32 protein-coding genes are annotated in these 24,817 nt (G+C 58.5%); 10 read left to right on the top strand and 22 right to left on the bottom strand.

The window, feature by feature from the left end; all coding sequences use genetic code 11:
- Window positions 1-4: 4 nt before the first annotated feature.
- The 22 genes from ACIQYF_RS14415 to ACIQYF_RS14310 form a co-directional block, all read right to left on the bottom strand.
- On the bottom strand, window positions 5-2,773 hold the full coding sequence (locus tag ACIQYF_RS14415; protein ID WP_402862728.1) for a hypothetical protein: 2,769 nt from the start codon (window positions 2,771-2,773) through the stop codon (window positions 5-7).
- An 84-nt stretch (window positions 2,774-2,857) separates the two neighbouring features.
- Window positions 2,858-3,049 carry a hypothetical protein gene (locus ACIQYF_RS14410; RefSeq protein ID WP_402862725.1) on the bottom strand — a complete coding sequence of 64 codons (192 nt, stop codon included), beginning with the start codon at window positions 3,047-3,049 and terminating at the stop codon, window positions 2,858-2,860.
- Window positions 3,050-3,114: 65 nt separating this feature from the next.
- Window positions 3,115-3,465 carry a hypothetical protein gene (locus tag ACIQYF_RS14405; RefSeq protein ID WP_402862722.1) on the bottom strand — a complete coding sequence of 117 codons (351 nt, stop codon included), beginning with the start codon at window positions 3,463-3,465 and terminating at the stop codon, window positions 3,115-3,117.
- Window positions 3,462-4,217, bottom strand: a complete 756-nt coding sequence (locus ACIQYF_RS14400) for a hypothetical protein (RefSeq protein WP_402862719.1) — start codon at window positions 4,215-4,217, stop codon at window positions 3,462-3,464. Before ACIQYF_RS14400 ends, ACIQYF_RS14405 begins: the two co-directional genes overlap by 4 nt.
- A 12-nt stretch (window positions 4,218-4,229) precedes the next feature.
- A complete protein-coding gene (locus ACIQYF_RS14395) occupies window positions 4,230-4,682 on the bottom strand; it encodes a hypothetical protein (protein WP_402862716.1) in 453 nt (150 codons plus the stop codon).
- Window positions 4,683-4,686: 4 nt separating this feature from the next.
- Window positions 4,687-4,974: a hypothetical protein gene (locus tag ACIQYF_RS14390; protein WP_402862713.1), complete on the bottom strand. Its 288-nt coding sequence runs from the start codon at window positions 4,972-4,974 to the stop codon at window positions 4,687-4,689.
- Entirely contained in the window at window positions 4,967-5,155 is a 189-nt protein-coding gene (locus tag ACIQYF_RS14385; RefSeq protein WP_402862710.1) for a hypothetical protein, read from the bottom strand. Before ACIQYF_RS14385 ends, ACIQYF_RS14390 begins: the two co-directional genes overlap by 8 nt.
- Complete coding sequence (locus tag ACIQYF_RS14380) at window positions 5,145-5,387, bottom strand: hypothetical protein (RefSeq protein ID WP_218495644.1); 243 nt, start codon at window positions 5,385-5,387, stop codon at window positions 5,145-5,147. Before ACIQYF_RS14380 ends, ACIQYF_RS14385 begins: the two co-directional genes overlap by 11 nt.
- Before the next feature lie 35 nt (window positions 5,388-5,422).
- Window positions 5,423-6,367 (bottom strand): Mu-like prophage major head subunit gpT family protein, encoded by a 945-nt coding sequence (locus ACIQYF_RS14375; RefSeq protein ID WP_402862705.1) that lies wholly within the window; start codon window positions 6,365-6,367, stop codon window positions 5,423-5,425.
- Between the two features lie 39 nt (window positions 6,368-6,406).
- Window positions 6,407-6,820 carry a hypothetical protein gene (locus tag ACIQYF_RS14370; protein ID WP_402862702.1) on the bottom strand — a complete coding sequence of 138 codons (414 nt, stop codon included), beginning with the start codon at window positions 6,818-6,820 and terminating at the stop codon, window positions 6,407-6,409.
- A gap of 42 nt (window positions 6,821-6,862) precedes the next feature.
- Window positions 6,863-8,218, bottom strand: coding sequence for a S49 family peptidase (locus ACIQYF_RS14365; protein ID WP_402862699.1), 1,356 nt, complete (start codon window positions 8,216-8,218; stop codon window positions 6,863-6,865).
- A 2-nt stretch (window positions 8,219-8,220) separates the two neighbouring features.
- Entirely contained in the window at window positions 8,221-9,831 is a 1,611-nt protein-coding gene (locus ACIQYF_RS14360) for a phage portal protein (protein ID WP_402862696.1), read from the bottom strand.
- The gene (locus tag ACIQYF_RS14355) at window positions 9,828-10,049 is read right to left on the bottom strand and encodes a DUF6148 family protein (RefSeq protein ID WP_402862693.1); all 222 of its coding nucleotides are present in this window, start codon (window positions 10,047-10,049) and stop codon (window positions 9,828-9,830) included. Before ACIQYF_RS14355 ends, ACIQYF_RS14360 begins: the two co-directional genes overlap by 4 nt.
- 3 nt (window positions 10,050-10,052) lie before the next feature.
- Complete coding sequence (locus tag ACIQYF_RS14350; protein ID WP_402862690.1) at window positions 10,053-12,071, bottom strand: phage terminase large subunit family protein; 2,019 nt, start codon at window positions 12,069-12,071, stop codon at window positions 10,053-10,055.
- A gap of 19 nt (window positions 12,072-12,090) precedes the next feature.
- Window positions 12,091-12,588, bottom strand: coding sequence for a hypothetical protein (locus ACIQYF_RS14345; protein WP_248686493.1), 498 nt, complete (start codon window positions 12,586-12,588; stop codon window positions 12,091-12,093).
- Window positions 12,589-12,777: 189 nt separating this feature from the next.
- A complete protein-coding gene (locus ACIQYF_RS14340) occupies window positions 12,778-13,509 on the bottom strand; it encodes a hypothetical protein (RefSeq protein WP_402862685.1) in 732 nt (243 codons plus the stop codon).
- Window positions 13,506-13,853 carry a phage holin family protein gene (locus tag ACIQYF_RS14335; RefSeq protein ID WP_402862682.1) on the bottom strand — a complete coding sequence of 116 codons (348 nt, stop codon included), beginning with the start codon at window positions 13,851-13,853 and terminating at the stop codon, window positions 13,506-13,508. Before ACIQYF_RS14335 ends, ACIQYF_RS14340 begins: the two co-directional genes overlap by 4 nt.
- Before the next feature lie 523 nt (window positions 13,854-14,376).
- The gene (locus ACIQYF_RS14330) at window positions 14,377-14,733 is read right to left on the bottom strand and encodes a hypothetical protein (protein ID WP_402862679.1); all 357 of its coding nucleotides are present in this window, start codon (window positions 14,731-14,733) and stop codon (window positions 14,377-14,379) included.
- Window positions 14,726-16,942, bottom strand: coding sequence for a VapE domain-containing protein (locus tag ACIQYF_RS14325; RefSeq protein ID WP_402862676.1), 2,217 nt, complete (start codon window positions 16,940-16,942; stop codon window positions 14,726-14,728). The genes ACIQYF_RS14330 and ACIQYF_RS14325 overlap by 8 nt, the downstream gene beginning before the upstream one ends.
- Window positions 16,932-17,150, bottom strand: a complete 219-nt coding sequence (locus tag ACIQYF_RS14320) for a TraR/DksA family transcriptional regulator (protein WP_402862673.1) — start codon at window positions 17,148-17,150, stop codon at window positions 16,932-16,934. The genes ACIQYF_RS14325 and ACIQYF_RS14320 overlap by 11 nt, the downstream gene beginning before the upstream one ends.
- Window positions 17,143-17,661 (bottom strand): phage regulatory CII family protein, encoded by a 519-nt coding sequence (locus ACIQYF_RS14315; protein ID WP_402862670.1) that lies wholly within the window; start codon window positions 17,659-17,661, stop codon window positions 17,143-17,145. Before ACIQYF_RS14315 ends, ACIQYF_RS14320 begins: the two co-directional genes overlap by 8 nt.
- A gap of 339 nt (window positions 17,662-18,000) precedes the next feature.
- A complete protein-coding gene (locus ACIQYF_RS14310; RefSeq protein ID WP_402862667.1) occupies window positions 18,001-18,228 on the bottom strand; it encodes a helix-turn-helix transcriptional regulator in 228 nt (75 codons plus the stop codon).
- Between the two features lie 101 nt (window positions 18,229-18,329).
- Between ACIQYF_RS14310 and ACIQYF_RS14305 the strand changes: the two genes are divergently transcribed.
- The 10 genes from ACIQYF_RS14305 to ACIQYF_RS14260 all read left to right on the top strand — a co-directional run bounded on the left by ACIQYF_RS14305 (window position 18,330) and on the right by ACIQYF_RS14260 (window position 24,219).
- Window positions 18,330-19,079: an XRE family transcriptional regulator gene (locus ACIQYF_RS14305; RefSeq protein ID WP_402862664.1), complete on the top strand. Its 750-nt coding sequence runs from the start codon at window positions 18,330-18,332 to the stop codon at window positions 19,077-19,079.
- 77 nt (window positions 19,080-19,156) lie between these two features.
- A complete protein-coding gene (locus ACIQYF_RS14300) occupies window positions 19,157-19,336 on the top strand; it encodes a hypothetical protein (protein WP_402862661.1) in 180 nt (59 codons plus the stop codon).
- Window positions 19,333-19,926, top strand: a complete 594-nt coding sequence (locus ACIQYF_RS14295) for a hypothetical protein (protein ID WP_402862658.1) — start codon at window positions 19,333-19,335, stop codon at window positions 19,924-19,926. The genes ACIQYF_RS14300 and ACIQYF_RS14295 overlap by 4 nt, the downstream gene beginning before the upstream one ends.
- A gap of 10 nt (window positions 19,927-19,936) precedes the next feature.
- A complete protein-coding gene (locus ACIQYF_RS14290) occupies window positions 19,937-20,221 on the top strand; it encodes a phage antirepressor KilAC domain-containing protein (protein WP_402862655.1) in 285 nt (94 codons plus the stop codon).
- Between the two features lie 25 nt (window positions 20,222-20,246).
- On the top strand, window positions 20,247-20,390 hold the full coding sequence (locus tag ACIQYF_RS14285) for a hypothetical protein (RefSeq protein ID WP_402862652.1): 144 nt from the start codon (window positions 20,247-20,249) through the stop codon (window positions 20,388-20,390).
- Entirely contained in the window at window positions 20,380-20,706 is a 327-nt protein-coding gene (locus tag ACIQYF_RS14280; RefSeq protein WP_402862649.1) for a pyocin activator PrtN family protein, read from the top strand. The genes ACIQYF_RS14285 and ACIQYF_RS14280 overlap by 11 nt, the downstream gene beginning before the upstream one ends.
- Window positions 20,707-20,748: 42 nt before the next feature.
- Complete coding sequence (locus tag ACIQYF_RS14275) at window positions 20,749-20,886, top strand: hypothetical protein (RefSeq protein ID WP_402862646.1); 138 nt, start codon at window positions 20,749-20,751, stop codon at window positions 20,884-20,886.
- Window positions 20,887-21,147: 261 nt separating this feature from the next.
- Window positions 21,148-21,360: a hypothetical protein gene (locus ACIQYF_RS14270; RefSeq protein ID WP_060693524.1), complete on the top strand. Its 213-nt coding sequence runs from the start codon at window positions 21,148-21,150 to the stop codon at window positions 21,358-21,360.
- Complete coding sequence (locus tag ACIQYF_RS14265; protein ID WP_402862642.1) at window positions 21,360-22,472, top strand: phage integrase Arm DNA-binding domain-containing protein; 1,113 nt, start codon at window positions 21,360-21,362, stop codon at window positions 22,470-22,472. The genes ACIQYF_RS14270 and ACIQYF_RS14265 overlap by 1 nt, the downstream gene beginning before the upstream one ends.
- 292 nt (window positions 22,473-22,764) lie before the next feature.
- Window positions 22,765-24,219: a tyrosine-type recombinase/integrase gene (locus ACIQYF_RS14260; protein WP_402862640.1), complete on the top strand. Its 1,455-nt coding sequence runs from the start codon at window positions 22,765-22,767 to the stop codon at window positions 24,217-24,219.
- The last annotated feature ends 598 nt before the right edge of the window (window positions 24,220-24,817 follow it).

Raw genomic sequence — 24,817 nt, 5'->3', positions numbered from 1 at the left:
CCCCTTAGGCCTTGATGGCGCCATTGCGTCGTAGCTTCTGCATTTCCTCAGCAAACACCCGCGCATTACGCCGGATGTCTGCTGGGGTCAGGCGACCGCTGTTGTCGTGGTAGTGATAGTTTCCCGATCCGCCGCCCAGTTGCCCCTCGCCATTCGCCGCCTGGCGGATGACGTTGGCGTACTGTTTGGGCAGTACCATTTCCTGCTCGTGGAGCTGAGTCATCGGGTTGGTACCGGCGGGAATGTCGTAACCGCCCTCGGCGGACGCCACGTTCTTGACCATACCGAACACGAACGCACCAGCAGCGACAGCCGCTGCAACGCCCAACGCAGGGCCAATGATAGGAATGGCCGACATCGCGGCAAATGCACCGGCCATGGCCTGCCAGGCGCTGGCCATGATGTTCTTAATGCTTGCCGCGCCCCAGATCGCCACGGACATGGCAGCGCCGCCCGCCTCGGCCGCGGTACGCACCCCGACACCGGCCACCGTTGCACCGGTTTTGGCGGTTTCGCCGAACAACCAAGCCATCAAGGGGGCGGTCACCATGTTCTCGATGAACGCGGTGCCGATGCTGCCAAAAATCCCCTTGAGTAGGCCCTGGGTGGACAGGGTGCCGGTCAAGATGCCATTCAGCCCGCTGGTCCAGCTGGAGCGCACACTGCCGACCATCCCGGTCCAGTTGCTCTGGGATTCCATCGTTTGCTGACGGCCAATGACCGCCAGGCTGTTGCGATGGGTTTGCTCGAGCGCGAGGATCTGTTGTTGCACCTGCTGCAAGGCGACAGGATTGCGATCCGGATCCTGCTCGAGCAATTTTTTTCGCTGCTCCAGGGCCGCTGCCTCAATCGCGTATCGCTGTTGCTCAAACTCGGCCTGCGATTGCAGCAATTGCCCCTGGGTGATCAGATTGGCCTGTAGATCCAGTTGGGCCATTTGCTCTGCATGGGCAATGTCCGCCAGCCGTGCCTGCTGGTCGGCACCGAGCTGTTGCTGCTTCATGTTGGTGATTTGCTGTTGCTTCTCACGTTCGATCGCCACCACTTCAGAGGCTGCCTGGCGATACTCCTCGCTGTCCTGTCCGTACAACTGGCGACTGCGGTCCAGCACCTGCTGGGCGATCTGCAAGCGGGCGTCCATGTTGTTGCGGTACATCTGCGCCTGCGCCTGCAGATCCGCAAACGCTGAACCTTCGTCCTGCTTGCGTAAACTGGTCAGCGCGCCCAAGTAATTGCGCTGCACGCTCAACCGCTCGGCCGCACTCAGGTCAGTGCGCTGCAGCACCGCCTGCCAATAGTCGACTTCCTTCTGCAGCGAGAACTGCTGAAAGGTCCCCTGCTCGGCTTGCTGCTGAGTGTGCGCCACTTTCTGCGCGTCCAGCACTTCGGCCCACTGGCTAACCCGCGACTTTGAGGCTCCCCCACCAGCCGGTGTGTCCGGCTTGGCCGGAGGTGGTGGAGTGTTTCCTTCCTGAAGCTTCTTGCGATGCTCAATGGCTGCCGCATACGCGGTTTCAAGCTTCGTCAGCCGTGCGATTTCAAGACCATACGCTGTTGGGCTGACCCGACCCTGTTGTGCCGGCTTGGTCAACGCGGTATTACCTGTTGCTGCCATATCCGCAACTTTGCGCTTCTGCTCTTCGATACGGGCGAGGCGCGAACGCATTCCCGCATCGACATCCTCGATTTTGGTGGACACTAACTGCATGCTTTCGAGCAGCAAGCGCTCCTCAACCAAAGTCGCTTCGAGCTGAGCCTTACCACCGCCACCTCGCGGACCAGCGACAACCGTCCCCAACATGGCCTCATAACGAGCGACATTCGCCGCAACCTCTTCAACGGTTAGCCCCACACCTGTCATGCCCTTCAGCAGGCGGTTGAACCAACTGGCCGTCTCAGACAGATGTTTATTCAAGCTGATAAAAGCAGGCTCAAGAATGGTACCAATGGTGACCTTGAGTTCGTTGCTCTTGGTATCCAGCTCGGCCTGGCTGCCCGTCAACCCTTGAGAGGCTTTGGTGGCATTACCCACCTGGGCTTCCGTCTCCTTGAGAATGCCGGTGTACTCCGCCTGAATCTTCTGCGAATCGCTCAATTTGTCGCGCGTGGTACCAATGCTCTTGGCGTACTCCTCCCACATTTTCGCGACGTTTTTTGTTACGCCGGCATTGTCGACCAAGGCAGAGTTTTCGTTCTTGAGGCCCTCGGTTGCGCCCACAATTGCCTCAGACATACCGAGGTTGGCCTGGCGGTTAAAAGCGGCAGCGTCCTTCAGGCGGCTGATAACCAACACCGCCTGATCAACGTTGTACCCCCGACTCAACAGGTTCTGCAGCGATTTGGCCGCATCACTCACACTGATCAAACCATCGGCGGAGAGCTTCTGGGCTTCCTCCATTGCCCGACCAATACCCAAACCTGCATGGTTGGCCACCGCCTCAAGGCCGCGATACGCAGACTGCTGCTCAAGCAGCGCCGCCTTGCTGTCGCTGACAAAATCCTTGATCGCAACAGCAGAAAAGACTGCAGCCATCGAAGCACCCAACGCGAGCAGATCGCCCTTTATTTTGGTCCCGACAAAGCCGAAGGCATCATTGGCCGCTGCACCCAATCGACTGATCTGGGTTTGGCTCCCCACCATGTCGGTGTTAATGGCCCTCAACTCACGGTTAAACGTGCTTCGCGCATCGCGCATGTTGCGCTCGATGCTTTCTACGGCACGGTCAAAACCCTGGGTGCCGGCAGTGAACTGGTACGCGATATTCCTATCCATGCCGGAACCTCACTGAGCAAATAATGAAAAACTCCGCCGAAGCGGAGTTTGGGTGACGGTGAAACAGTTGAGTCGCATGTTGAATCAGGCCGGGGCCACAAACGCATCCAAGGCACCGCGCAAGTGCTCCGGCAGCTCGTTGCGCATGTCCGCGGCGAATGCAGCCATGTGGGTGGCCAGGTCCGGCGCGCCGGTGACCGACTGGCTCGGCTTGTACCCCAGGTAGCCTGCCACCAGCACATGCACAGGTGGATGGTGATTCCAGTAGTCCGTCATGTGGCCCACCATGACCATGTCCCAATCACGCCGCAGCGTGACTGGACTCTGTCCTGTGCAGGCGATCAGATGCGCGTAGAGTTGGCCCCAGTCGAGGGGGCCAGCGCTTCCCCCGTCTCGTTCACGGGTTGCGCCTCCATCCCCGAGGCGCTCATCACCGCGTCGAGCGCCGCACGCATGTTCTGCAGGTCCAGCAGGCTCGCCACTTCAGCCCGCTCCATGCCCGGGTAGTTGCGGCGTAAGGCGGCATGCGTTGCATCAATGACGGTTGCGATGCTGTCCTTGTCCATTCGCCCGGACATGACGTTATTGATGCGATCGAGCAGCTGTTCCAGATCTCCCAGCGCCATTGGCGGTATCACCAGTGTTTTGCCCGGGAAGGGGAATTCAACACCCGGTACATTGACGGGCGTCATTCGCTGGCACTCCAGTAAACGACCTCGCCGAACTCATCGGCGTATCCGGTGAATTCGAAGTCGGGGATGGTGTAGTCATCCTGCTTGGTCGCAATGCCGAGCTTGTTGCTGACAAAGTTCGGAACCCGCACATAGATCGATTTGCCCTTGTACTTCAGGTACAGCTCGCCCTGAAATACCGGCATATCGCCCATCGGCAGGTTGCGCACGGACAGACTTTTGCCGGTGGCCACCGAATAGCGATAGTCGATAAACACTGGCGTATTGGCGTCAGCCACCGCAAAGGCGTACTCGCCTGTCGCAGCGTCATAGGTGTACTGACCAGCGACTGGAGCTGTCAGTACGCGCTCAAAAGCCACCGCACCACTACCGCGAACACCCAGATCACCGGCCAACAAACCACCTGCCGGCGGATCGACAATGATTTTACCCCCGACGGGAATAGGTGTAGGTGTGGTCGCGTGATGCACCAACACTTGGCCCGGCTGCAGCTGCTGGCCAAACACCAGGGCATTCCATTGCGAAAGACTGATCTGCGCCGCCTTGGCCTTGCCCGACAACTTGCCCTGACCACGCGCTGCATCGACCGCGAACTGTTCGCCGCCGAACAACTCTTTCGAGTCGAAGGACAGGTCAATCGACGCTTCTTGCATGATGCCCAGCAGGATGGGGGTTGGTGCCGCCAACACGTTGCCATAGGCGTCCATCAGCGGGGTGGCATAAAACAGCCCGCTACCGAATGCAATTTGCATGAGAGGTGTTCCTCAATAAATAGTGGGGCCCGACAACAAGTCGTCGGTGTTGCACAGATAGGTGAAGCGGTAGCGCACCATGCAGTTGCCCGCGGTGTTGTCGCCGTCGTCCTCGATCCAGTCGATGTAGAAACGTTGAATGCGGTCAGCCTGGGGAAAGGCGTCCTCCTCCATCAGGACCGCGTGCACGGCAACCTTGACCAGATCCGCGACTTGGTCCCAGGCCGCGCCCGTGGTGGTGTCCTCGCGGGCGAGGATTTCCACCGACAGCTCAAACTGGTTACGGTCCACGCCGTGGCTTTCACGTTCGGTGGTTTCTAGGTTCGGACGAATCACAATGGCCGGCGACATATCCCGGGTGATCGCTTCCGTACGACTGCGAAACACCCGGTCACCGGCCAACGTACCGGCGCCAAGAATCAGCACCTTCGCCCGATCGACGATGCGCTCTTGAATGGAAGACATAGGGTTAGACCTTGGTGAGTGAAGCGAGACTGAACGCTCCGTCATCGATCATCAGCCGGTCGCGCACCCTGTAGGACACGCCGCCTACGCTGATCAACTTGCCGTTGACGATGCCCAGGCGCTCTGCTTCGGCGGTGATGATCAGGATTTCGTAGTAGGTCGACTGACTGTTGATGCCGGCCATGGCACGGATCTCATCCGGCATGTCCCGCACCGCCAGGAAGGGCTGACCGTCGACCAAGCCACACACATTGAAATCCTCGAGGAAGGCCGATAGGTCCTCCTCAAACATCGCCTTCAGCCTTGCCCGGACCGGTTTTTTTGGTCGACTCGGCGGGGGCAACTTCGCTCAGCTGGTTACGGAAACGCTCCGCAACGTCGGCCGGCAACTCGATTATTCCGCCGGCTTCGACCAACTCGTCGTTGGGCTTGCGGAATGAACCGCTGAGCACCCGGTAGGATTTATTCGCCATTGCCGCCCCCTGCATCCTTTTCGACCTTGGTGACCTTCTGAGCCAGCGCCTTGTCCGGTTCGCCCGGGATGACAATCACCTCCCCCTTCTTGAACTGGACCGGGCTGATGATCTCGTAACGGCCTTTCTTGAGCTCCTGCAGGCAGTGCGCACGCGCACCGGCCTGAGCAGCCGTCAGGATCAGCTCGCCACCGAACAAGGTGATGTTCTGATCGACTGTGTATTTCGGCATTGTGATGTCCTCGAATGAGGTGCAAGCCCGAAGGCTTACACCAGTTGGTTAAGGACGGCGTACTGCCAGCGCCCGAAACCGACGTTGCGCCAGGTGTCGACGCCATACTGGTGCGCGTCGTTGTCGAACTCGTACTCCGAGCCCTCGGCCTTGGCCTTCATCACCACGTCGGTTTCCTGCTGACGGATGAACGATTTCAGGCGCCCGTCGGTGCGGAAGGTCACGAACTTGTCAGTCCAGGCATTCAGGCGGACGTTACCGATCACCCGCACGTTGACGTTGTCCGGCATGACGATCTCGCTGATGTTGGTACCGCGCGGTACGGTCAGCGCCGACTGGGCCACGCTCAGCAAACCGAAAGGCACCATCACCAGGAACTCTCGGGCCAGTTCGTTGATTGGTTCGCCTTGATCGTCCTTGAGGCTGGTCAGTTGGGTCACCGACTTGGCCACGGCCTGCTGGAACTCTTCAGGGCTCGGGCGCGAGGGAGTGCCGTGCAACGTGGCAGCAAGCTCGCTGATGTCGGTGGTGATCTTGTTCGATTGCGATCCGCTGTTGCCCTCTTCGTGATCGGTATCGAAGAAGTACTGGCCGTCGTAGCAGATCTGGCTTTCGCCGTTCAGCACCAGGGCCGACAGCAGACGAGCCCAGTGCGAGTTGGTGCGATCGGCCAGCTCACCGAGACGAATGCGCAGTTGCCCGGTTTTATCGCGGCGCAGCTCCTTGACCAGGACCTCGATCGTCGCTTCGTAGTGCAGGTTTTCGATTTCGAGGTCAGCGCTCACAAAGCCCTTGGCGTGGCGCCCGCCAATCCACTCACGCAGCGTCGGTACCGCGCCGATCCACGGATACGTTTCCTTGGCCTGGTCGGAGTCAAAGAGGTTGGAGATAAGATCGATCCAGGTCGCCCCGGCGTTTTGTTCGAGCAGCTCGTAAAACGTGCCAATGACGGCACGGCTGGAAAGTACTTCAGCACCCATGGGTGTAACTCCTGATGTAAGACTTGGTAAACCGGCGTATTACGCGGCCGGGACGGCCTGCGCGGCGAACTTGACGATGCCCGCGCCACCGCTGACAAAGCGGTGCACATGGCCGATCCGGCTATTACCCGCAGCGGTGAGGACAAAGGTGCCGCTGTCACTGGCGTACACCGCTTTGCCGATGTCGGTGATGGCAAGTGCTGCGACAGGCAGTTGCACCTTGCCCGTTTCAAGCAGGCGAACGCGCGCCGCGCCTGCAGCGCCAGTGCGGTTATCCACGCCACGGTCAGCGAATCCAACGAACAGATCACCAGCAGCCAATGGACGTGCCAGGCCATTAGCCGAGTTGATGCCGACGGCCGAGCCTTCGAAGATCTGCACGGCAGCAGCGACAGCCAGATCATTGATGTCGCCCGTCTCGTAAGCGCGGGGAGTGTCGAGAGTAAGAGGCATGGGGGTTCTCCAAGGCCTAAAGGGTGGTGGGTGTGGTCCGGGTTACTTCTTCAGGACTTTGATCAGGCCCTTGTCTTCGGCTTTGCGGTAGGCGTGGTACGCCCCGAAGTCGCCGAACTCAGCCCGCAATTCCTTGTTGCCGTCCCAGGTCGCCTTGGCACGCTCCTCGAGCGGCGCCTCAGGGTCTTCCTGATCTGCCGCGGCTGCCGGCGTATCCGGTGCGGCTGCGGCAGGGACAGGCTTGGTCGCCGTGCTGCGGATATCCGCCAGCGCGGCAGTGCGCTTGGACTTTTCAGCGGCGATTACCTGGCTGGCTGCTTCAGCACCCGAGGTCACGCCATCGAACTTCAGGGAGGCGATCAACTCTTCATGGCCGGGAAGGCCGGCAGCCTCGACAGCCTGAATACGTTCACACTCCGCTTTCGCACCAGCGGCGTGAGCGGAGTGCTCCAGCGTCGCCAGCAGCTCGGCGTGGTTCGCCGCCAGGTAAGCGCGATCAATGGTTGGCTTGTCGGCAGCGGGGGTGCCTGGCTGGGTTGCGGTGGTAGCGCTCATAGAACGATCTCCGGAGTTGCTGCCGTTAAGTTCGGCAATCAAAGATTCAAGGGTGGATTCACGGTCGGCCATGCCCAGGGACACAGCGTCTGAACCAATCCGCATGTCGCCCTGACCGAAGTCGGAAAGGACGGTATCGACGTCAACACCGCGATAGTTCGCGACGTCCTCGACGAAGATGGTGGTCAAGCGATCGACATGGTTTTGGGCCAGCGCTCGGCCCTCCTCGGTCGCAAAGTCGGGACGTTTGTTTGGGCTGTGGCTGCTGACGATCTCGACGCTGCCGTCATCCTTATTCGTGCGCACCGAGAGCACGGTGCCGATCGAGCCGACAGCGCCGGTGCGGCTCATGACGATCTCGTGAGCCGCGGCTGCCATCCAGTAACCCGCACTGGCGGCGTTGCCCGATACATAGGCGACCACCCGTTTCGGGGATGCCCGGATCATCTGGGCAAACTCGGCGATGCCGCTGGCCTGGCCGCCGGGCGTGTCCATCACAAGGATGATGCTGTCGGTTCGCGGGTCATCCACCGCCGCGGTGAACTCCTTCGCCAGTACATCGAGAGAAGTTGCGCCGGACATGGCAGTGAACAGGTTCGCGTAGCGAAACACCGGGCCGGTGACCGGAACCAGCGCCACAGTGCCGCGCTGGGTCACGTTGCGGGTGTTCTGCAGCGGGCGCCCCTGCCTGGCCTCTACAGCCTCGGGGCCATCGTTCTCACGGCGGGCGATCGCCGTGATGGTGTGCAGCATGTCCGGGGTAATCGCCCAGGGCTCACGCGACACCAGGTCGAACGCCGTCACCCGATGCGCCAGGGGAGCGTCGGTTGGTTTATCGGTCATGGTCAGGTCCGTTCGGGTAGGTCGGGGTTTTGCGGCAACTGGTCTTCAGGTTGAGAGGCCGGCGTGGCAGACAGGCCGTCTTCCATTCGACGTTTCACTTCCAGCGCGCGTTGTTCGTGGTTTTCTTCCCAGTCGCTGCCGTCGTAGAGCATCGACTCCTTGGCCAGCGTGCTGACGCCCAGATCGACACGCGCCTTGGCCGCGTTGATGTCCTTGAGCGGATCCACAGTACCCGGACCATCGCCGACCCAAATCGAACCGCAGTAGGCATACCGCAGTAACGGATGGTCGAAAAAGCCGGGAGCATCGATGTCGCCCTGCGCGACGGCCTCTTCCAGCCAGTGCTCGTACACCGGCTGGCAGAAGTCGTTGCCCAGGAAGTCGCGACAGCCACGGATGAACTGCCAAGCCTCCATCACAGCAGCGCGCGCGGCGGTGTAACTGGCCGTGAAGTGCTTGATCAGCACTTCATAGGGCAGCTCCAACGCCATGCCGATCTGGCGCAACATCGCCAATACAAATGGGTCGAACGCCAGGTTTGGACGCCCAGGCGCGGCGGACTCTATCGATGCACCGGGATCCAGCTCGGCGACAATGCCGCCGCTGAGCGTACCGTCCCAGCCACCGGCCGAACGATCTGCAGGACGATCACCGCCCACCGGCGTGTTGCCGGTCGCGGCGGAGGCCAACGGGCTGAGGTCCCCCCCAGGCCCAGGCTTGATAAACACCGCGAAGAACGCCGACACCACCGCGGCTTCCAGCTCTGCATCGGTGTAGCGATCGAGTTGCTTTAGCTTCTCAATCACCGGCGCCAGATACGGTACCCCGCGCGGTTGACCGACACGTTTGCGCCGATACAAATGCAGCAGCGCACGGCCACCACGCTCATTAAAGAAGGGGCGCTCATCCCACTTGCGCTCTCTCACACCCAGTGCACCTGGGTGGCTGCGTAGAATGTGAGCCTTGATTGGCTCCCCATCGGCATCACGCTCAATGCCGGCAGTCAGCGTTTCGGTATCAGCCTTGTTGTCCGGGTTACACACCCGATCCCCTTCGATCAATTGGATGCAGGCCGAGTAGTGCTGACCTGGGCGTTCTTTGTGGGTCAATAACGGAAAGACATCACCGCTGCTGAGCACCGAACGCCAGGCTAGGTCCTGCAAGCCGTAAAAGTTCTGTTCGCGAGTGATGTCGCACGCCGTGGTTTCGGCCCATGACTTGAACAGCGACTCGGTATTGCGCTGCCAATCACGCGCGGCGTCCTCATTCCATCCGAGGATCTGCCGATTCACCACTGACTTCAGCGCCAACCCGGTACCGACCGTCTTAGTTACCACCGTGTTGATCGCGCCGCCGCCGATGGGGTTGTTGCGCTCCAGGTCGCGGCAGCGTTCCCGGAGAGTTGCCAGGTCTGGCAGCAGATCCGAGGCAGCACTACCAGCACCCGGGTTCCAGGCACTGAGCGAGCGTTTGTTCTTCGAGGCGCCGCTGTATCCGCCCAGCGCCGTCACCGTCATCCGCGCATGCATGCGTTTCGCACCCTGCACGGGGTTCAACCAATTGATGGCCCGGTCCAACAACGTCGGCTGAGGGGCCTTGGATGCGCGGCTCATAGCGGCGTGATCCCGCGCAAGACAATGCCGCGAGGGCGACCGCTGGCCAGTCGATCCACTTGCAACTGCCAGTAATCGATCATCTTGGTGATCTCCGCCGCGTCGGCGTAGTTCAGCTGGCGGGTGCCGATGCGATAGCTCTGCTTCTGGCTGACCTTAATGCTTGCGTCGAGCCAGGCTTGAAGCTGGCTTTGCGCCTGTTCCAGGGTGATGGCCATAAATTAATTCCTGCGTTGAGAGAGCACGCGCATGGCAGTACGGCGCCCAGAAACAACTCTCCCGCCAGAAGGCGGGAGCTCATTGGGTTCAGCGGGTGGTTTCGGTACCGGGTTTTCCGGCGCCGGTACGGGGTCTGAATCCGGCTCGATGTCCGATTCCGGTGGTGGCGAATCGAACAAACCGCCTTGCCGGATCTGTGCATCCAGTGCAGCCCAATCGTGCTCATTGAGCAGGTGGGTTTTCAGCGAACGGGCCGCATGCAGCGCATAGGTTTCGCAGTCCGTGGCTTCGTTTCGCTCGCCCGCCTTTTTCTGCCAGACCTTGCGATAGTGGTGCCGCCGGCTGGGGGCTTTCACTTCGGCGGTAATCTGCCGGAAGTAGTCCGGCCGCACGGTCTTGTAGAAGTGCATCCGACCAGGACCTTCGCCCGTCAACGGCAGCCGGCCTTCAATCCAAAGATCCTTAGCCCGCGACGTACCGACGATGTAAGGGCGCAGGCCGTACTTCGAAGCCTTTTGCTCCTTGTCGGTGTCCACACCCTGCCGAGGCGCGCTAAAGATTTCTTTGCGTTCATCGTCCCGACTGTTGCCCCGTTCGCTGGCACCCTTGATTGCCATCACCCCGCGTTGCTGATGCTTACGGCAAAACGCATAGGCCGCATCCTGGGTGACAGTGCCGTCCGAGGTATCCAGCGAGACGGCCAGGATTTTCAGCTTGGCGCCGCAGGCATGGGTGATCGGCGAGAACAGCAGCTTTTCCAGGTCCAACCAAACGCCCTGCCCTGGCAACACCACTTCGCCGTAGATCTCACCCCAGTAGAGCAACCATGACTCCTCGCCACGGCCCCAGGCGCGAAGAACGACGGCCAGGCGATCGTGCTGCACGTCGACGCCCGCGGTGATCACCAGGCCGCCCATGGGCACGAACATTTCAGGGTAATCCTCGGCCCGCTCCGCCAGCTTGTCAGCTTCGGGCAGATCCGATTTGTACTCGTACGCTCGCCCCTGTTTCTGGTTGACGAACTTGATCAGTAGCGACAGGTTACCCATTGCGGCCTGGTGCTCGGCGTTGAGCTGCTCGCGCACGATGTTCGCCAGGCTGGTACCCGGCAGGCATGCATAGAGCTCGTTCAATTCGATGAACCCTGCACGCCCGGCAAAGGGCTTGGTCGCAACCCAACCACAGAAAGGATCACCCGCCTCGACGGCGTTGAACACCGTGTTGCGGATATTCTCCTTGCGCTGGTAGTCGTCCCAGACTTCCCCGCAATGGGGGCAGGCGTAACCGGCGGTCTCGGGATCCGCACGACCATAGATTTCGTGAGGCTCGACGCCTTCATTGATGTCCAGATATTTGATATGGGCGAAGTCCAGCACATGTGCCTGGCAGCAGGCATGGCAGACAATCGGCAGCACCCGGCAATCGGTCTGGGCTAGGCGCGCCTCGGTTTTGCTCGCGCCCTTGATCGCCGGGGTTCCACCGACCAGCATTTTCGAACCGGGGTAACGCTTACCACGCTCTTCCAGCAGAGCGATCGCGTCACCCTGCCCCTTTACGTCGTCGCTGGTGTCGTCCGGTTCTTCGACCACTGAAAGGCCCACGGATGAAGTCGACTTCACGTTGCCGGGGGAGTTCGAGGCAACCAACTTGAGGAAGCCGCCAGGGAAACTCTTGTGGTCCCAGCGGTTACCCGAGGACCGGCTGGTGTCGACCGGCATCAACCGATTGACCTCGCTGTTAGCCATCACGCCGTGCTTGAGCTTCTCGTCGTGAAAGTTCTTGCCGTCCTTTTCCTTGGCAAACAGGATCATGATCGGCCGCGGCAGGAACTGGACAAACTTAAACAGGTAACCAATCAGGAACCAGGTCCAGCCGATCTGCGCGGCTTTCATCAGGTCCACTTCGCTGACGCGTGGATCATCCAGCGCGGCGGCAACGCCTAGGAAGTATGGCGTGTAGTGGAAGTCATACAGACCGTGCAGCACACCGCTTTCCGCGGGCAAGTAAAACTCTGTACTCAAGTACTCCGCCGTGGGCACATCACGCGGCGGGTTGAACTTCCCCGCTGCTGCCAACAAGCTCTGCGCCAAGTTTTCGCGCGTAGCCTGCAATTCGTTCGGTTGTAGGTCCAGCAACTTTGGCCACCACAGATCGATCGACCGTGAGTTTCTGCACGTTCTCGATTTCCTGAATTAATCGTTCAACGCCGCCCAGGTATTCCCGGTTGGCAAAGGCCGACCAGTCGGACAGCACTCGCTCCGCTTCCATGCTAGGGATCAGCGACCGCAACTTCTCGTGATACAGCAGACGCCCGTTCGCCGCCTTGACGCGCCCCTCGTCAATTCGCACGGCGTTAAGTTCTTCCAACTGGCTGCCCCCGCGCCCCGCCGCCTTGTTGCGCAGGTCGCGGATGTAGGCGATACGGATCTCGTCCAGGCTGGCAGCCTGCCAGTCACTGATGCTCAACCCCTTCAACACATCGCGGGCATTGCGCTCGCTCATGTCCAGGTGATCGGCAATCTCGCGCTGTGTCGGCATGGTCATCTCCTAGGGCTGGACAGGAAGCGGAACCCCCTATGTCGGGTTGAATCTGCAAAAAGATCGGGGTTCGAATTACCCCAATTCCGTCAGCGGCCGGAAGGACCCATTGAAAAAGGGGTCGAGGCCGTCATTCGCGGTCGAAATGCACCAAAATCGACCGAAACCGGACGAAATCGCGGCTCGCTGTCACCCCCGGCCCATCTCGCGGGCCAATGCACGGCGAAACAGCGGTTCGAACTCGGCAGCGGCGACGCGATCGGCCACGCCGTAAAAGTCAAAGCGCCGACGATAGGTTGGGCGCTTGATGAAGATCAGGATCGGGCGTGCCCCACTGCCGACACGCTGCCAGATACCCAGCGGTCCCGTGCCATTGCCCGGGCGACCAGCAAAGTAGTCCGGGGCATTGCGATTGCGCCGCTTGCTTCGCGCCGTGCGGTTGGCCATAAAGCCTGACACACGCTCGGCAGCGCCAAGGGCGGACAGTATCTGCATGATCTCGCCGCGACTGATGTTGCCGCTGCCATCCATCCGGGCGCGCCGGCCTGGCACTGCGTACATGTCTGCCGGCATCAGGCCGTAGTGAATCAGCGCCTTCTCGAATCGCTTGTGTGGACGACTTCCGCCGTCCATATGGACCGGTAGGTACTTCGAGGCGGCGATACCCGAGCTAGATTCATTCTTAACCCACACGCGAGCAAACAGCCGGGTGGGACTGGCTCCGCGCTTGTAGATTGAGTTCAAGGTCCAACGCGTGGGCCGATCAAACACACGGGCTATCTCGGCGGTCTCGGCTAATTGCACACGCTCAGCGGTGAAGGTCAGGGCCTTGGCCGCAGCCATCGGCACCTTGTTCGGGGCCAGCCCGCGAATATCCCGCACGATCTTGTCGATGTTGTCACGCATCTCAAGCCGCATCATCGCTCTTGCTCTCGATCTGCAGATGGCAACTCGTTGACGCCTAGGCGTCGGGCGACCCAGCGTTCGTAAAGACCAATGGCGACGTCGGCCCCGGCCATTGCTGTAAGGCAGCCCACCGCTGAAGCTGCCCAGATCGACACACCGTTGGCATGCAGCAACATCATCGTAGAAAGCCCGCACCCGATACAGGCACCTGACCGCAAAGCCAGACGCCGGAGCAACGACCAACCCCGGGCGCCATCCTTGTCCGCTCGCCACATCTCGCCCGATACGCCACCTACCAGGGACAGTGCGATCACCAGCCAGATCGGCATATCAGCTAACGCTTGTTGCTCTGTTGTCATTGCCTGCCCCTAAACGCAAAAAACCCGGCGCAATGGCCGGGTTTAGTGTGGTGGTGCCTGCCGCTGTCTGCGGTCGCACCTATCGAAGATGACTACTTTTTACAGGTGGATTCCGGTGGCAGCAAGCCACTTTTAATGCCATCGGTGAATATGTGGGTTTGGTAGCTGAACGCCCGGCGAATGTCGGCGAATACATCACCCCGGCTAGCGCTTTTGGGGGCTGGCTGCCCTGCCCCACTGTTCAGAATCAAAGTGGGACAAGGGAAAGTGCCTAAATCTAAGGCTGTGACCCACTGTCCTACTTCTTTTACTTTTTCCTCGTATATAGAAAGATTGTTAAGAACACGCATGCGCGTGAAACGCGCGTATTACTGCCCGCTACGCTCACATGGGCGAGGGGCATTTACAGGTAGGACTGTGGGACAGCACAGTAACGGCGCGGCCTGCGCGTGCCCCACTGCCTTGCAAAGCAGTGGGACGCGGTGAGCCAAGACAAGAACGATGATTGGAGTAGCGCAGGGGATCACGCAGCCTTCCCCATCAGCAAGCCAGCAATGCACAGGTGCGCGTCGTGCAGACGCTGGTAGTAGGTGTCACGACTGCAACCGCAGTGGGTGTACTTCTGCGACAGGAAGCTGTCGTGGTTGCAGTAGTGCTCACGCACCACCAACGACAACTGCGGTGGCAAATGCTTGTTGACGATCAACTCTATGTCCGCCGATTCATCGAGCAATACCCGACTCCCCCGAGTACCGCGAATCAGCTCGCCCTTGGTTTCTATCAGCATGGCAATCATGTTGCCGCCGCATGTGCCTTCGGGCGCCTCACTGTGCAGATCCTCAGCCCAAAGCTTGAGCATGGTGTCGATGTGCTTAATCAAAGCAAGGCTCCTCGAACTTCTGCACCTGCAAGGCTGAGTAACCACCCCAGTTTTCTGGCTTTTTGTACGCCCAAGGACGCTGGCCGCTTTTAGCCAAAGCAGGCAGGCGCACACGCCGCCATCCGAGCCGGTGCATGATTGCACCGACACGCATTTGTTCGGGCTTGCCCCAGTGACCGAAGTCGAGTTTCAGCGCGCTGGCCAGGACTTCGCTGCCGCTGGTGGTTTCGCCGATCTGCGATTCTTCCAGCCAGTTCAGGATCGGACCTTCCCATTCATCCACCACAAAGCGCTCGTCCTGGGCTTCGGCGAACATCGGGGTTTCGTCGCGGTTAACCCACCAGATCTCGCCTGCCTCATAACAGAACATCGCCTCGGCCCACAGCTGGTCGCGGATCTCGCGTAACTGATCCAGGTCGACCTTGGTACAGGCTACCGGCCAATAGCGGCGGTTGCCCGTGGCATCCTTGAGGTATTCGTCCTGGTTCGTGGTACCCACGAAAACACACTGGCGTGGCACGTCATTTGTTCTGCGGCCGTAGCTCTCACGGTAGGTGTCGGTGGATGCCGAGAAAAACTGCTTGGCCTTGGTACTCTCGGCCTTGTTGAAGCTATCCAGCTCGCCCAGCTCGATGATCCATTTGCCGCGTATCGCCTGAAAGCCGTCCTTGTCGCCCAAGGCAAACGGCGTATCCATAAACCAGTCGCCGCCGAGGATGCTCATGGCCGTGGACTTGCCTTCGCCCTGCCCGCCTTCAAGTATCATCACCGAGTCAGCCTTGCAGCCCGGACGCATTACCCGTGCGACCGCCGAGATCATCCAGCGCTTGCCGACCTTGGCGCTGTAACCGCTTTGGGTCACGCCCATCACCGTGTTGAGCCAGGTATCAAGGCGCGGCACGCGATCCCATTCAAGCTTGTTCAGGTAGTTGCGCACCGGGTGAAACGAGTTGTCGTGGGCCACAACACTGACCGCCTCGATCACGCTGGAGGCTTTAACGCGCAGGTTGTATTGCTGGGCCAGCCATTTCATAACGCGTATGTCATCGATGTCGCTCCAATCCCCGGTTCCTCCGCCATAAGGCGGCGTGCGGACTTTGACGATCTTGGAGCTAAAAGCACTAAAACTGATAACACCCGCCCAGCGTTCATCATTGCCTAGGATCAATTCGACGTTCTGCATATGCGCGATCAATGAGCCGTTTTCAGTGCGTGCCAACTGATCTTTCCAGCCCCCTGCAGCTGGAGGCCTGACCACCGACAACACCTGGCGGCGAACAGCGTCTAAGCCTTCGGCACAGTGCAAGTCGTTGAAGTCGGTCCACTTGATTTCGCGCTCACCCGAGAACACGGGGCCAACCACCTGACCACCAACGATCAAAGCAGCGTTGCAGCCCTTCTCTTCGCCGGGATTCCAAGGCTCGCCATTAGGACGCTTGGTTTTCCAGTCGTCGTCTCGGCACACGATCAATGCACGGCCAGGGAAACGCTCACGCATGGCCTTGGCCACAACGCTCAAATTGCCCGCATCAAAAGCAATGGCCACCGTCAGCGAGGTGGCCATATGCAGACTGACGCCAGTTGCGTAGCCCTCACACACCAGAACCGGCTCGCCCGGTTCAGGGTGCGGGCCAATCAAATGGAAGGCGCCTTCCTTGGACATGCCATAAGGCCAATAGGACTTGTCGCGGCCGGTGTCCTGCTGCTTCTCCGGGTAGATAACCTGCAACCCGACGATCTGATCCCGTACGTTGCTCATCGGCACCAACACTGCACCGGAGCGCGGGGCATAACGCACGCCCATGCCGACGATCTGCTTTCGATCCAGATAAGCGCTGCGGCCTTTCTCCGGCATGCGCTTGAACAGGCCAGATGCTCGATTGGCAGCACGGCGGGCAGCGTTCGCGGCAATCTCGGCGGCGCGGCGTTTACCTTCCTCCTGGCGAGCGCGCATAACGTCGCGCTCTTCCTGGCTCATGCGCCCGGCCTTGACCTTGATCTTGTTGCTGTCGCCCGAACGCCAATCACCGAAGCTACCGAAAATCAGCGTCTCGTTTTTCTCGGTGCGGTGCTCATGGATCACATACCAACCATTTTTCTCTTTGCCCTTGTCCTGCGTGGTCTTGCAACGGGTCAGCTTGCCGAACACGAGTGGTTGCGCAGGCTCAAGGCCGTGGTCAGCGAATTGACCGAGAACGTCATCGAGCATAACGGGTACCTACTTGTTCATTCAGTTGTTGGCAGGCTGCACAACGAGTGCAACTGGTGACCGCCAAGCGGCGGGCCAAGGGGATTGATGAATCGCAGTCCACGCAAAACTCGTAAGAAGCAAACACCGGCTGCGCTTTGCGCGCTGCCAGAGCCAGGTCGATGCGTTCCTGCATCAGGTCATTAGCAAAATCTGCAATATCAGCCACGGTCAGCCCCCCGCGTGGTCGAGTTGACGTAGCAAGCGCGGTTGTACAGGCCCAACAAGCCTTGGATACCGCGAAACACCTGCAAGCGGATCTCGGCCAGTTCGCGGTCGTTGACCACCCCATCGCCAATGCTCTTGGCCCAAGTGTCGGCCAGATCTGCTACCTGACGGAAATACACAGCAAGGCCTGTGGTTAGCGTCTCGGGCATATCGTCGGTGTATGCCTCGGCCAGCTCCTGCCAGATCGTGTCGCCCACCAACGCATGCACCGCATCAAGAATGCGTCGGTCTTTGGTCAGCTCCAGGATCTCGGCGAACTCTTGAACATTCACCGTGTGGCTTGGATGGGTCGGGGACAACTTATGCTGTAGCGTGGTGGGATTGCGGCCAGTGGTGGCAGCGATGGCTGCAGCGCCACCCGGATAGTCACGTGCAGCGTGGTACAGCGCCAAATCAAGCGGCAGAATTTCGCGCTGCGCTCGCTGGGTGCAACTAAGAGCAATACGGCTCATGGCATTAATCCTTGAATGTTGCCAGTGCCGCGCGGCGTGTTGTGATGGTACATTTGCCGCGTGGCTGAGTAGGCCCAAAAGCCGGTCTAGATTCTTAAGATCGAAACCGGCACCGTGCCGAGGCAAGCGATCCGTCGCTCACCTCTGGCGCAACAGCTGCCAGATCTGTGGTGGAGAAGGCAGCAACCCAAAGCTTCCGAGCCTTGGAAAGCGCGGTAAAGGGAGGCGGAATTGCATGTGGTGTGCACGTCTCCCTCTACCGCGACCCTGCGACACTGTGGTGGTGTGTGCCGGGAGGAACTGGGCGGCCTATTGGTCGCCTTTTTTCTTTACAGCTTTTTACGCTGCCCGAATCGAAGCATTCATACCGGGAGGGAAGATGTCATCTAAAGTACATTTCACTCCAAGCTGGTTAAAAGCGCTGACTATTGCTCGACATTCGACTAGGCCCGCAGTACGCCGGCCAGCCTCATAATTACTGAGCCGCGTTTGAGTCCAACCTAATGCCGCGACCAACTCACGCTGCTTAATGCCTGACTTTGCTCTTTGCTCTGCAATGCAGTTCATGGTGTGCCTCCAGTGACTCGACGCCATGATAAGCACGTATCGTGAAGTTTTCAACACGCAAAGTGAGATAAAAACATTCCGACTCGTGGTAAAAAAAGCACATGAACACACTTGGCTTACGCATCAAACAATTAAGAAAAGCAAAGGGAATGAGTCAGCAGGCCCTTGCTTATGCTTGCGGGTGGGAGTCCCAATCACGAATTGGTAACTACGAAAAGGGAACTCGCCAACCCAACCTAGAGGATTTGGAGAAAATCGCCCTAGCTCTCGACACCACATTGCCTGATCTAGTAGCCGGTAGAGATCGCTCAGAACTGGATTCACTTCCAGACAAAATTCAAGGCCGAGTTCGCTCCGAGGATCGTCTAACTCGCGACTCCGGGCGCTCGAGCGATAGAAATCAACCTGTTAGCAGCAACATAGGCTGGGCAAAAAAAGGGGTAGTCCCAGTGATGGGAAACGCGCAACTAGGTAACTCAGGGTATTTTGAAGCCTTAGACTTCCCCCAGGGCCATGGGGATGGGTACCTTAAAATCCACAGTGATGACCCTGACGCATACGGCCTAAGAGTTTTAGGCGACAGCATGCTGCCACGAATTAAAAATGGTGAATTTGTACTTGTTGAACCTAACAAAAGCTTTGTTAGCGGCGATGAAGTGATGGTGCGTACGACTTCCGGAAGGACCATGATCAAGGAATTCATTTACTTGCGTGATGGGATGTACCGCCTTGACAGCGTAAATGCGGAACACGCCACCCTCCACATAGACCAAAATGACGTAGAAGAAATACATCTTGTAGGCGGAATTCTGAAATCATCACGCTTTCTACACTCAGCCTCAGATATATAATCACGATTTGAATTGACACACATAAGCACGATGCGTGATATTTGCCTCACTCTAACACCACAGAGCGAGGCAACACCATGCACACCACAGCTACCCTGCACGTCCATCCAGCGTGCACCAGTAACCGTCGACTGATTGAGCAACTGCAAGCAACCACCGGCCGCTTGGTCATCCTCCACAACCACAAACCCCGGCTGGTCCCGCACAGCAACCGCCCTGCCCCGTTCGATCCAAACAACGGAGGGCATGCAGCATGAACCGGTTTTCTTTGACTGATAAAACCCTTCGCCTGCTGGCTGCGCAAGTCAATTTGAACGGCACGTTTCACCACTCGTGCAGCTTCAAAAATACCAACCTGCCGTTGATCTTCGTGCTGCAGGTTGAGCGCGGTTCCTCCCACACGCTCTTCACCATTGTTACCGGCGACGAGAAACACAGCCTGACGGTGAGCGATACAAACAAATACAAGCACCAGGTGCTCGCTGACTTTATTGAGTCCATCGCCAATGGCCGCATAGATACTGCCGAGTCTGCAACACCGCGCGTGCATGCTGAATCGGTCGACTGCGGCCAACTACTGGACACCTATCAACAAGAGCAACTGAACCAGCTGGTCCGCCAAGGCGGCTCCTTGAAGCTCGATATCGGTCTGGATGAGGCGGTCAGCCTGGCAGTCCATCGCACCCAAAGCCGTAAAGGCATCACGGCGATTCTGGTCGCCGGCGACAGTAACCCACGCACTCAGTGCTTTACGACTTATGGCGACGATCAGCACAGCTTTAACCGGCTGCTTCAGTCGCTCGATCACTTGGTCGCGTCGGCAACTCCTGCCGCGCTTGCAGCTTAGGGGGGGTGTTATGGAACGCACCCTCGCCAAAGCCGCTGCGTGCCTGGGCACTACCCGGCCAAAGCTGATCAAGTCGATGCGCGAAAAAGGCTTGCTCAACGAGCGTAACTTGCCGGCCTTCCCGGTTCGGGACCGTGAGTATTTGCGGATAAAGGACAGTAACTGGTTCCACGCAGAACTCGGTATGCAGTACAGCCAATCAACCCGGGTGCGCAAGCCAGGTATCGCTTGGCTGGCCGAACAGTTGGGCCTGATCCCTCCAGCAACTCCGGCTGATCACCGTGACGTGGCCTAGGGAATACGCTCGGCAGATCGTGGCCATGCCGACACGAGAGGAGCGCAACGCTGCGCTCCTTGAAGTGCCGGAACACTTGCGCGAGCTGACCAAGCGCCACTGCCTGAACGCCTGGAACCACCCAGCCCGACTTAAAACCAAATCGAGCAAACGCGATCATGAGCAATAACCATCAATCCCCACTGCGGCTACTGCCAGCACCGGACCCGGCCACAGTTGAACTGCTCTATCGCAACTTCGGTGACGTGCTGATCCCCCTCGACAAGCTGCGCGTGCAGTACTTCCGCCATCTAAACGAGCAGTCGTTTGCAGCTGAAATCCTCAGCGGCCGTATTCAATTGCCCGTCACCGTGCTGCATAGCAGCCGCAAAGCGCCGAAGTTCGCGCACATCCGCCATGTAGCCGCGCTGATCGACATTCGCGCCTACAAGGCCGACGAGGAACTAGCAAAACCGCAAAACGATACACCGGATAAAGACGACTAGCCCAGCGCTGCCACCACTAGCGCCACACCAGGAGCACACCACATGACTTCTATCCAGATCAGCGCTTTGATCTTTTTGTTATTCAGCGCGGCCCTGCTTTATTGGATCGGTTACCGCCACGGCCTGACCGATGGGCAGAAGAATCAACCTACCACCAGCACCCGGAGAAAAGCGGCATGACGCACTCACTGACCAACCACTTGCCCCTGTCCGCCTTGCTCCGCAACGCCAGTGGGATCGCCGCGCCTGTAAAAAACAGTCTCTGCTGCGCAGCAGCAGGCATTACTAAAGCTCTTAGCGCCACTGCCGGGGTGCTTATATCCCACAAAAAGCTGCGCGAGGCAGCCCACGTTGATGCACCGCTAAACGCTAAGAATCGCCCGCCCGCGCAGCTTGTGGTGGGGTATAAGCACCCAGGCATCACTATCGGAGGGGATGACCATGCGTAAAGAGCTGATCAAAATTAGCGAATACCAACGCCGCCGCTGGGGTGAGAACGGGACACCGCTCTGCTCACAAGCTATTCGCAATTACATCCGCAACGGAAAGCTGCCGGGCGAGCAGATAGGCTCGCTCTGGTATGTGGACTGGAACGCACTGAACATAGCTGACGGCAACGACCTGGTCGCTATGGTGCTAAGAGGAGTGGCCTGATGGCTCCACGACCACGCAATAGTGCGAACAAGCACCTACCGCAGAACCTGTACTTTGATACACGGCGCTCGACCTACCGCTACCGTCGCCCCAGCGACGGTAAGTGGTTTCAATTCGGTACCGATCGGATCAGGGCAATCGATGCTGCAAAACAGCTCAATCTGGCCTTTATGCAAGGCGCCGATCTGGTCCGCTCTGTCATGGGCAATCCATCGGGATCATTTGCGGCTTTTCTGGACAAATACGAAGCGGAGATCTTGCCTCCCCGCGAGCTGGCCAAGGGTACGCTCGGGCTGTACGCCGTTCACTTCAGACGCTTCCGAAAGCATTTTGAGGGCAAAGCCGTCGATCAAATAACAATACGCATGGTTGCCGAGTTGCTAGACACACTGACTCCAAGGAGCGCCAATCAAAGCCGCGCTCTGCTGGTGGACATTTTCAATCATGCCGCGTCGAAAGGCTTATGCCCGGACAACCCGGCATCGAGCACGATCAACCGTATCGAAAAGAAGCAACGCAAACGCCATACCGTGGAAGGCCTGAAGGCAATCAGGGAAGTAGCCCCACCTTGGCTGCGCAACGCCATCGACTTGGCACTGATAACTGCTCAGCGGCGCTCAGACATTCTGGACATGCGCTTTGATGGCGTTCGGGATGGGTTCCTGTACCTGGTACAAAAGAAGACAGCCAAGGCCAGTGATACAGCGTGGATTCGTTTCAAGGTCACTGACGAGTTGCAGGCCGTCATAACTCGCTGTCGAGACAACATCGCCTCGCCCTTCTTGATCCATCGCAAGCCGCAACGACTGCTGCAAAAGCAGGCGCAGACCAAAGAGCACTGGACCAAGGTTGAGGATCGGTTTCTAACGCGCTCTTTTAAAGAAGCACGAGAACTAGCTGGCTGTTATGCGGATTGGAAAGAAGAGGAAATGCCGGGCTTCCATGAAGTGCGAGCGCTGTCGCTGCACCTGTACAAAAGAGCCGGTAAAGATGGCCAGACCATTGCGGGCCATGCCAGCGAGACCATGACCAAGAACTATCAGAAAGACCACGCAGAAGTCATCTGGTCGGATGCGATTCCGGACCTGAATATCAGTGAAATCACTGGATAGTTTTGCGCGCATTTTGCGCCAGTTTTGCGCACGCCAGAAACGAGAAAGGGGATCAAGCACCTAAGTACTTGATCCCCTTACAGAATATGGTCGGGACGGAGTGATTCGAACACTCGACCCCTAGCACCCCATCTCCTTTTTCATACTTCTTGAAAGCTTCCAAAATTTTACTCTGGATTTTTCTAAGCTAGTATTTACTTGAGCTCCAGCGGTGTTCTGCTCTACGAGAGTCCAGTAACGTCCATCAAGAGCTGACGTTTTTGTGGGGGTAAAAGTAGGGGGAGTCCGTTTCATGGCCAAAATCACCATCAAAGAACTCGAGTCGCTGACTCCCAACGATGCCGGCCGAATCCTCCGGGAGGATGGCAATCTGGCCGGTCGAATCTCAGTCCGCAAGGACGGTGTGTCGGTCAGCTTTTTCTATCGTTATCGCTGGGGCGACCAGAACAAAGAGTACGCCTGCGGAACCTGGCCGCGCAAATCCCTCACAGACATCCGCAAGGCGCGTAATCAGGCCAGGGCGCTCATTGATGAGCAGATCAATCCCAACGAGCAAAAGAAAACCGCCAAGGCACAGGCTCATGCCGCGACGAACGCAAAAGCCGCACAGGAAAAGTCGACGAAGGTGCAAACACTGACCGTCCAGGATCTGGCTAAGGCCTGGCTGTTGGATGGCGTCGCGCGTAAAGACGGCAATGCCGAGTTGCAACGACGCTTTAGTAAGGACCTTTACCCAGCACTCGGCAAGACGTCAGTCAGTAGTGTTTCCGAGCATGATGTTCGGGCGCTGATCCGGGCCGTGGTCAACCGCGGCGCTCACCGGCAAGCCATCAGTTTCTTCGCCGACCTCACCCAGATGTTCAGCTGGGCTAGAAAGCGCCAACCTTGGCGGGCGCTACTGGTTGAGGGTAATCCGACTGAACTGGTCGACATCTCCCCGTTGATCCCTGCCGACTACGAAGCGGAAAGAAGCCGCATCCTTTCCCCGGCTGAGCTGTTGGAACTGCACAACCGCTTCCAGCAAATGACCGCCGATTACAACGCCCTCCCCGCGGGTCAAAAGTACGAGGGCATTCGGCCGTTAAAAAAAGAAACTCAACTCGCGCTTTGGATCAGCCTGGGCACCCTGTGCCGGATTGGCGAGTTGCTGCAGGCCGAATGGAAAAATGTCGATCTGGACCTGCAGACGTGGTTCCTCCCCAGTGAAAACGTGAAAGGCACCCGGGGCAAGAAACAAGACCACCATGTATTCCTCTCCCCCTTTGCCCTGCATTTCTTTCAGGAACTCAAGACCCTGACGGGACATTCCCAGTGGTGCTTCCCCAACAAGCAGGATGATGGGCATGTTGATGTGAAAGTAGCGAGCAAACAGGTGGGTGACCGCCAGGCCCGGTTCAAAAACCGTAAGGCCCTCTCGCGACGGCGTCACGACGATACCCTGGTCATTGCCAACGGCCAGAACGGTGACTGGACACCGCATGACCTACGCCGCACGGGCGCAACCATGATGCAGGCCTTAGGGGTTAGCCTGGACGTCATCGACCGCTGCCAAAATCATGTGTTGGCCGGGTCCCGGGTAAGACGCCATTACCTGCATCACGATTATGCCGAAGAAAAGAGACGTGCCTGGAACCTGTTGGGCGACCGACTCAGTGCCGTGTTGTCCTCCACCTACGAGCATCCGCCGACCGAGTCGATGATGTCTTTCCCAACCTATACCGCGACTGGATTGCTACCGACTTCATAAGTCGGCATCTTTAGTACTGATTACTCATAGTTTCGTATGACATCGCCGAGCGCGCTATTTGGCTCGATTTCTGCCAATCATGACCGGCAGAAATCGGCCGATTCTGTTGAAAAAGTCGGCCATGGTTTGCGCATCAGAAAAGTACGCGTCCGAGATTGAAATCTTTACTATTGGCAGAGGCCTCCGGACTCGGATTTCACGTAGCCGTGTGCAAAAAAGGCGTTTTCACCAGTCAATGATCAGGCAGTTGGGGCAGACCGACTTTTTCAACAGAATCGGCCATAAAGAGACATTCATTTTGCGTCGGGATGCCCCTATTAAAACCCTTGAGCAAGCCCTACTAGCCCTACGCTATATGGATTTAACCAGTCTTGAAGGGCCGCTTTTGGCTGTTCACTCCCGGTCATGGTAACTAAGGGTACGGGTCAAATCCGGTGCAAATGACTGGTTAGATCTGGAGAAGTGAATCCTGCCAGCAGCGAGTTCAGCTAGTCTACCTGCTCCGGTCACTCAAGGACGAATCCATGCTAGATAATATTGAAGCCAACGTACACACAGTGGACGCTCTCACGCTGCTCCTGCACAACCAGCACGCCCT

Origin of the sequence: Pseudomonas sp. NPDC096917, assembly GCF_044762555.1 — a bacterium.
Classification (GTDB): domain Bacteria; phylum Pseudomonadota; class Gammaproteobacteria; order Pseudomonadales; family Pseudomonadaceae; genus Aquipseudomonas.
Note: the sequence above shows the minus strand (reverse complement) of the source record. Positions and strands in the feature narration are given on the sequence as shown.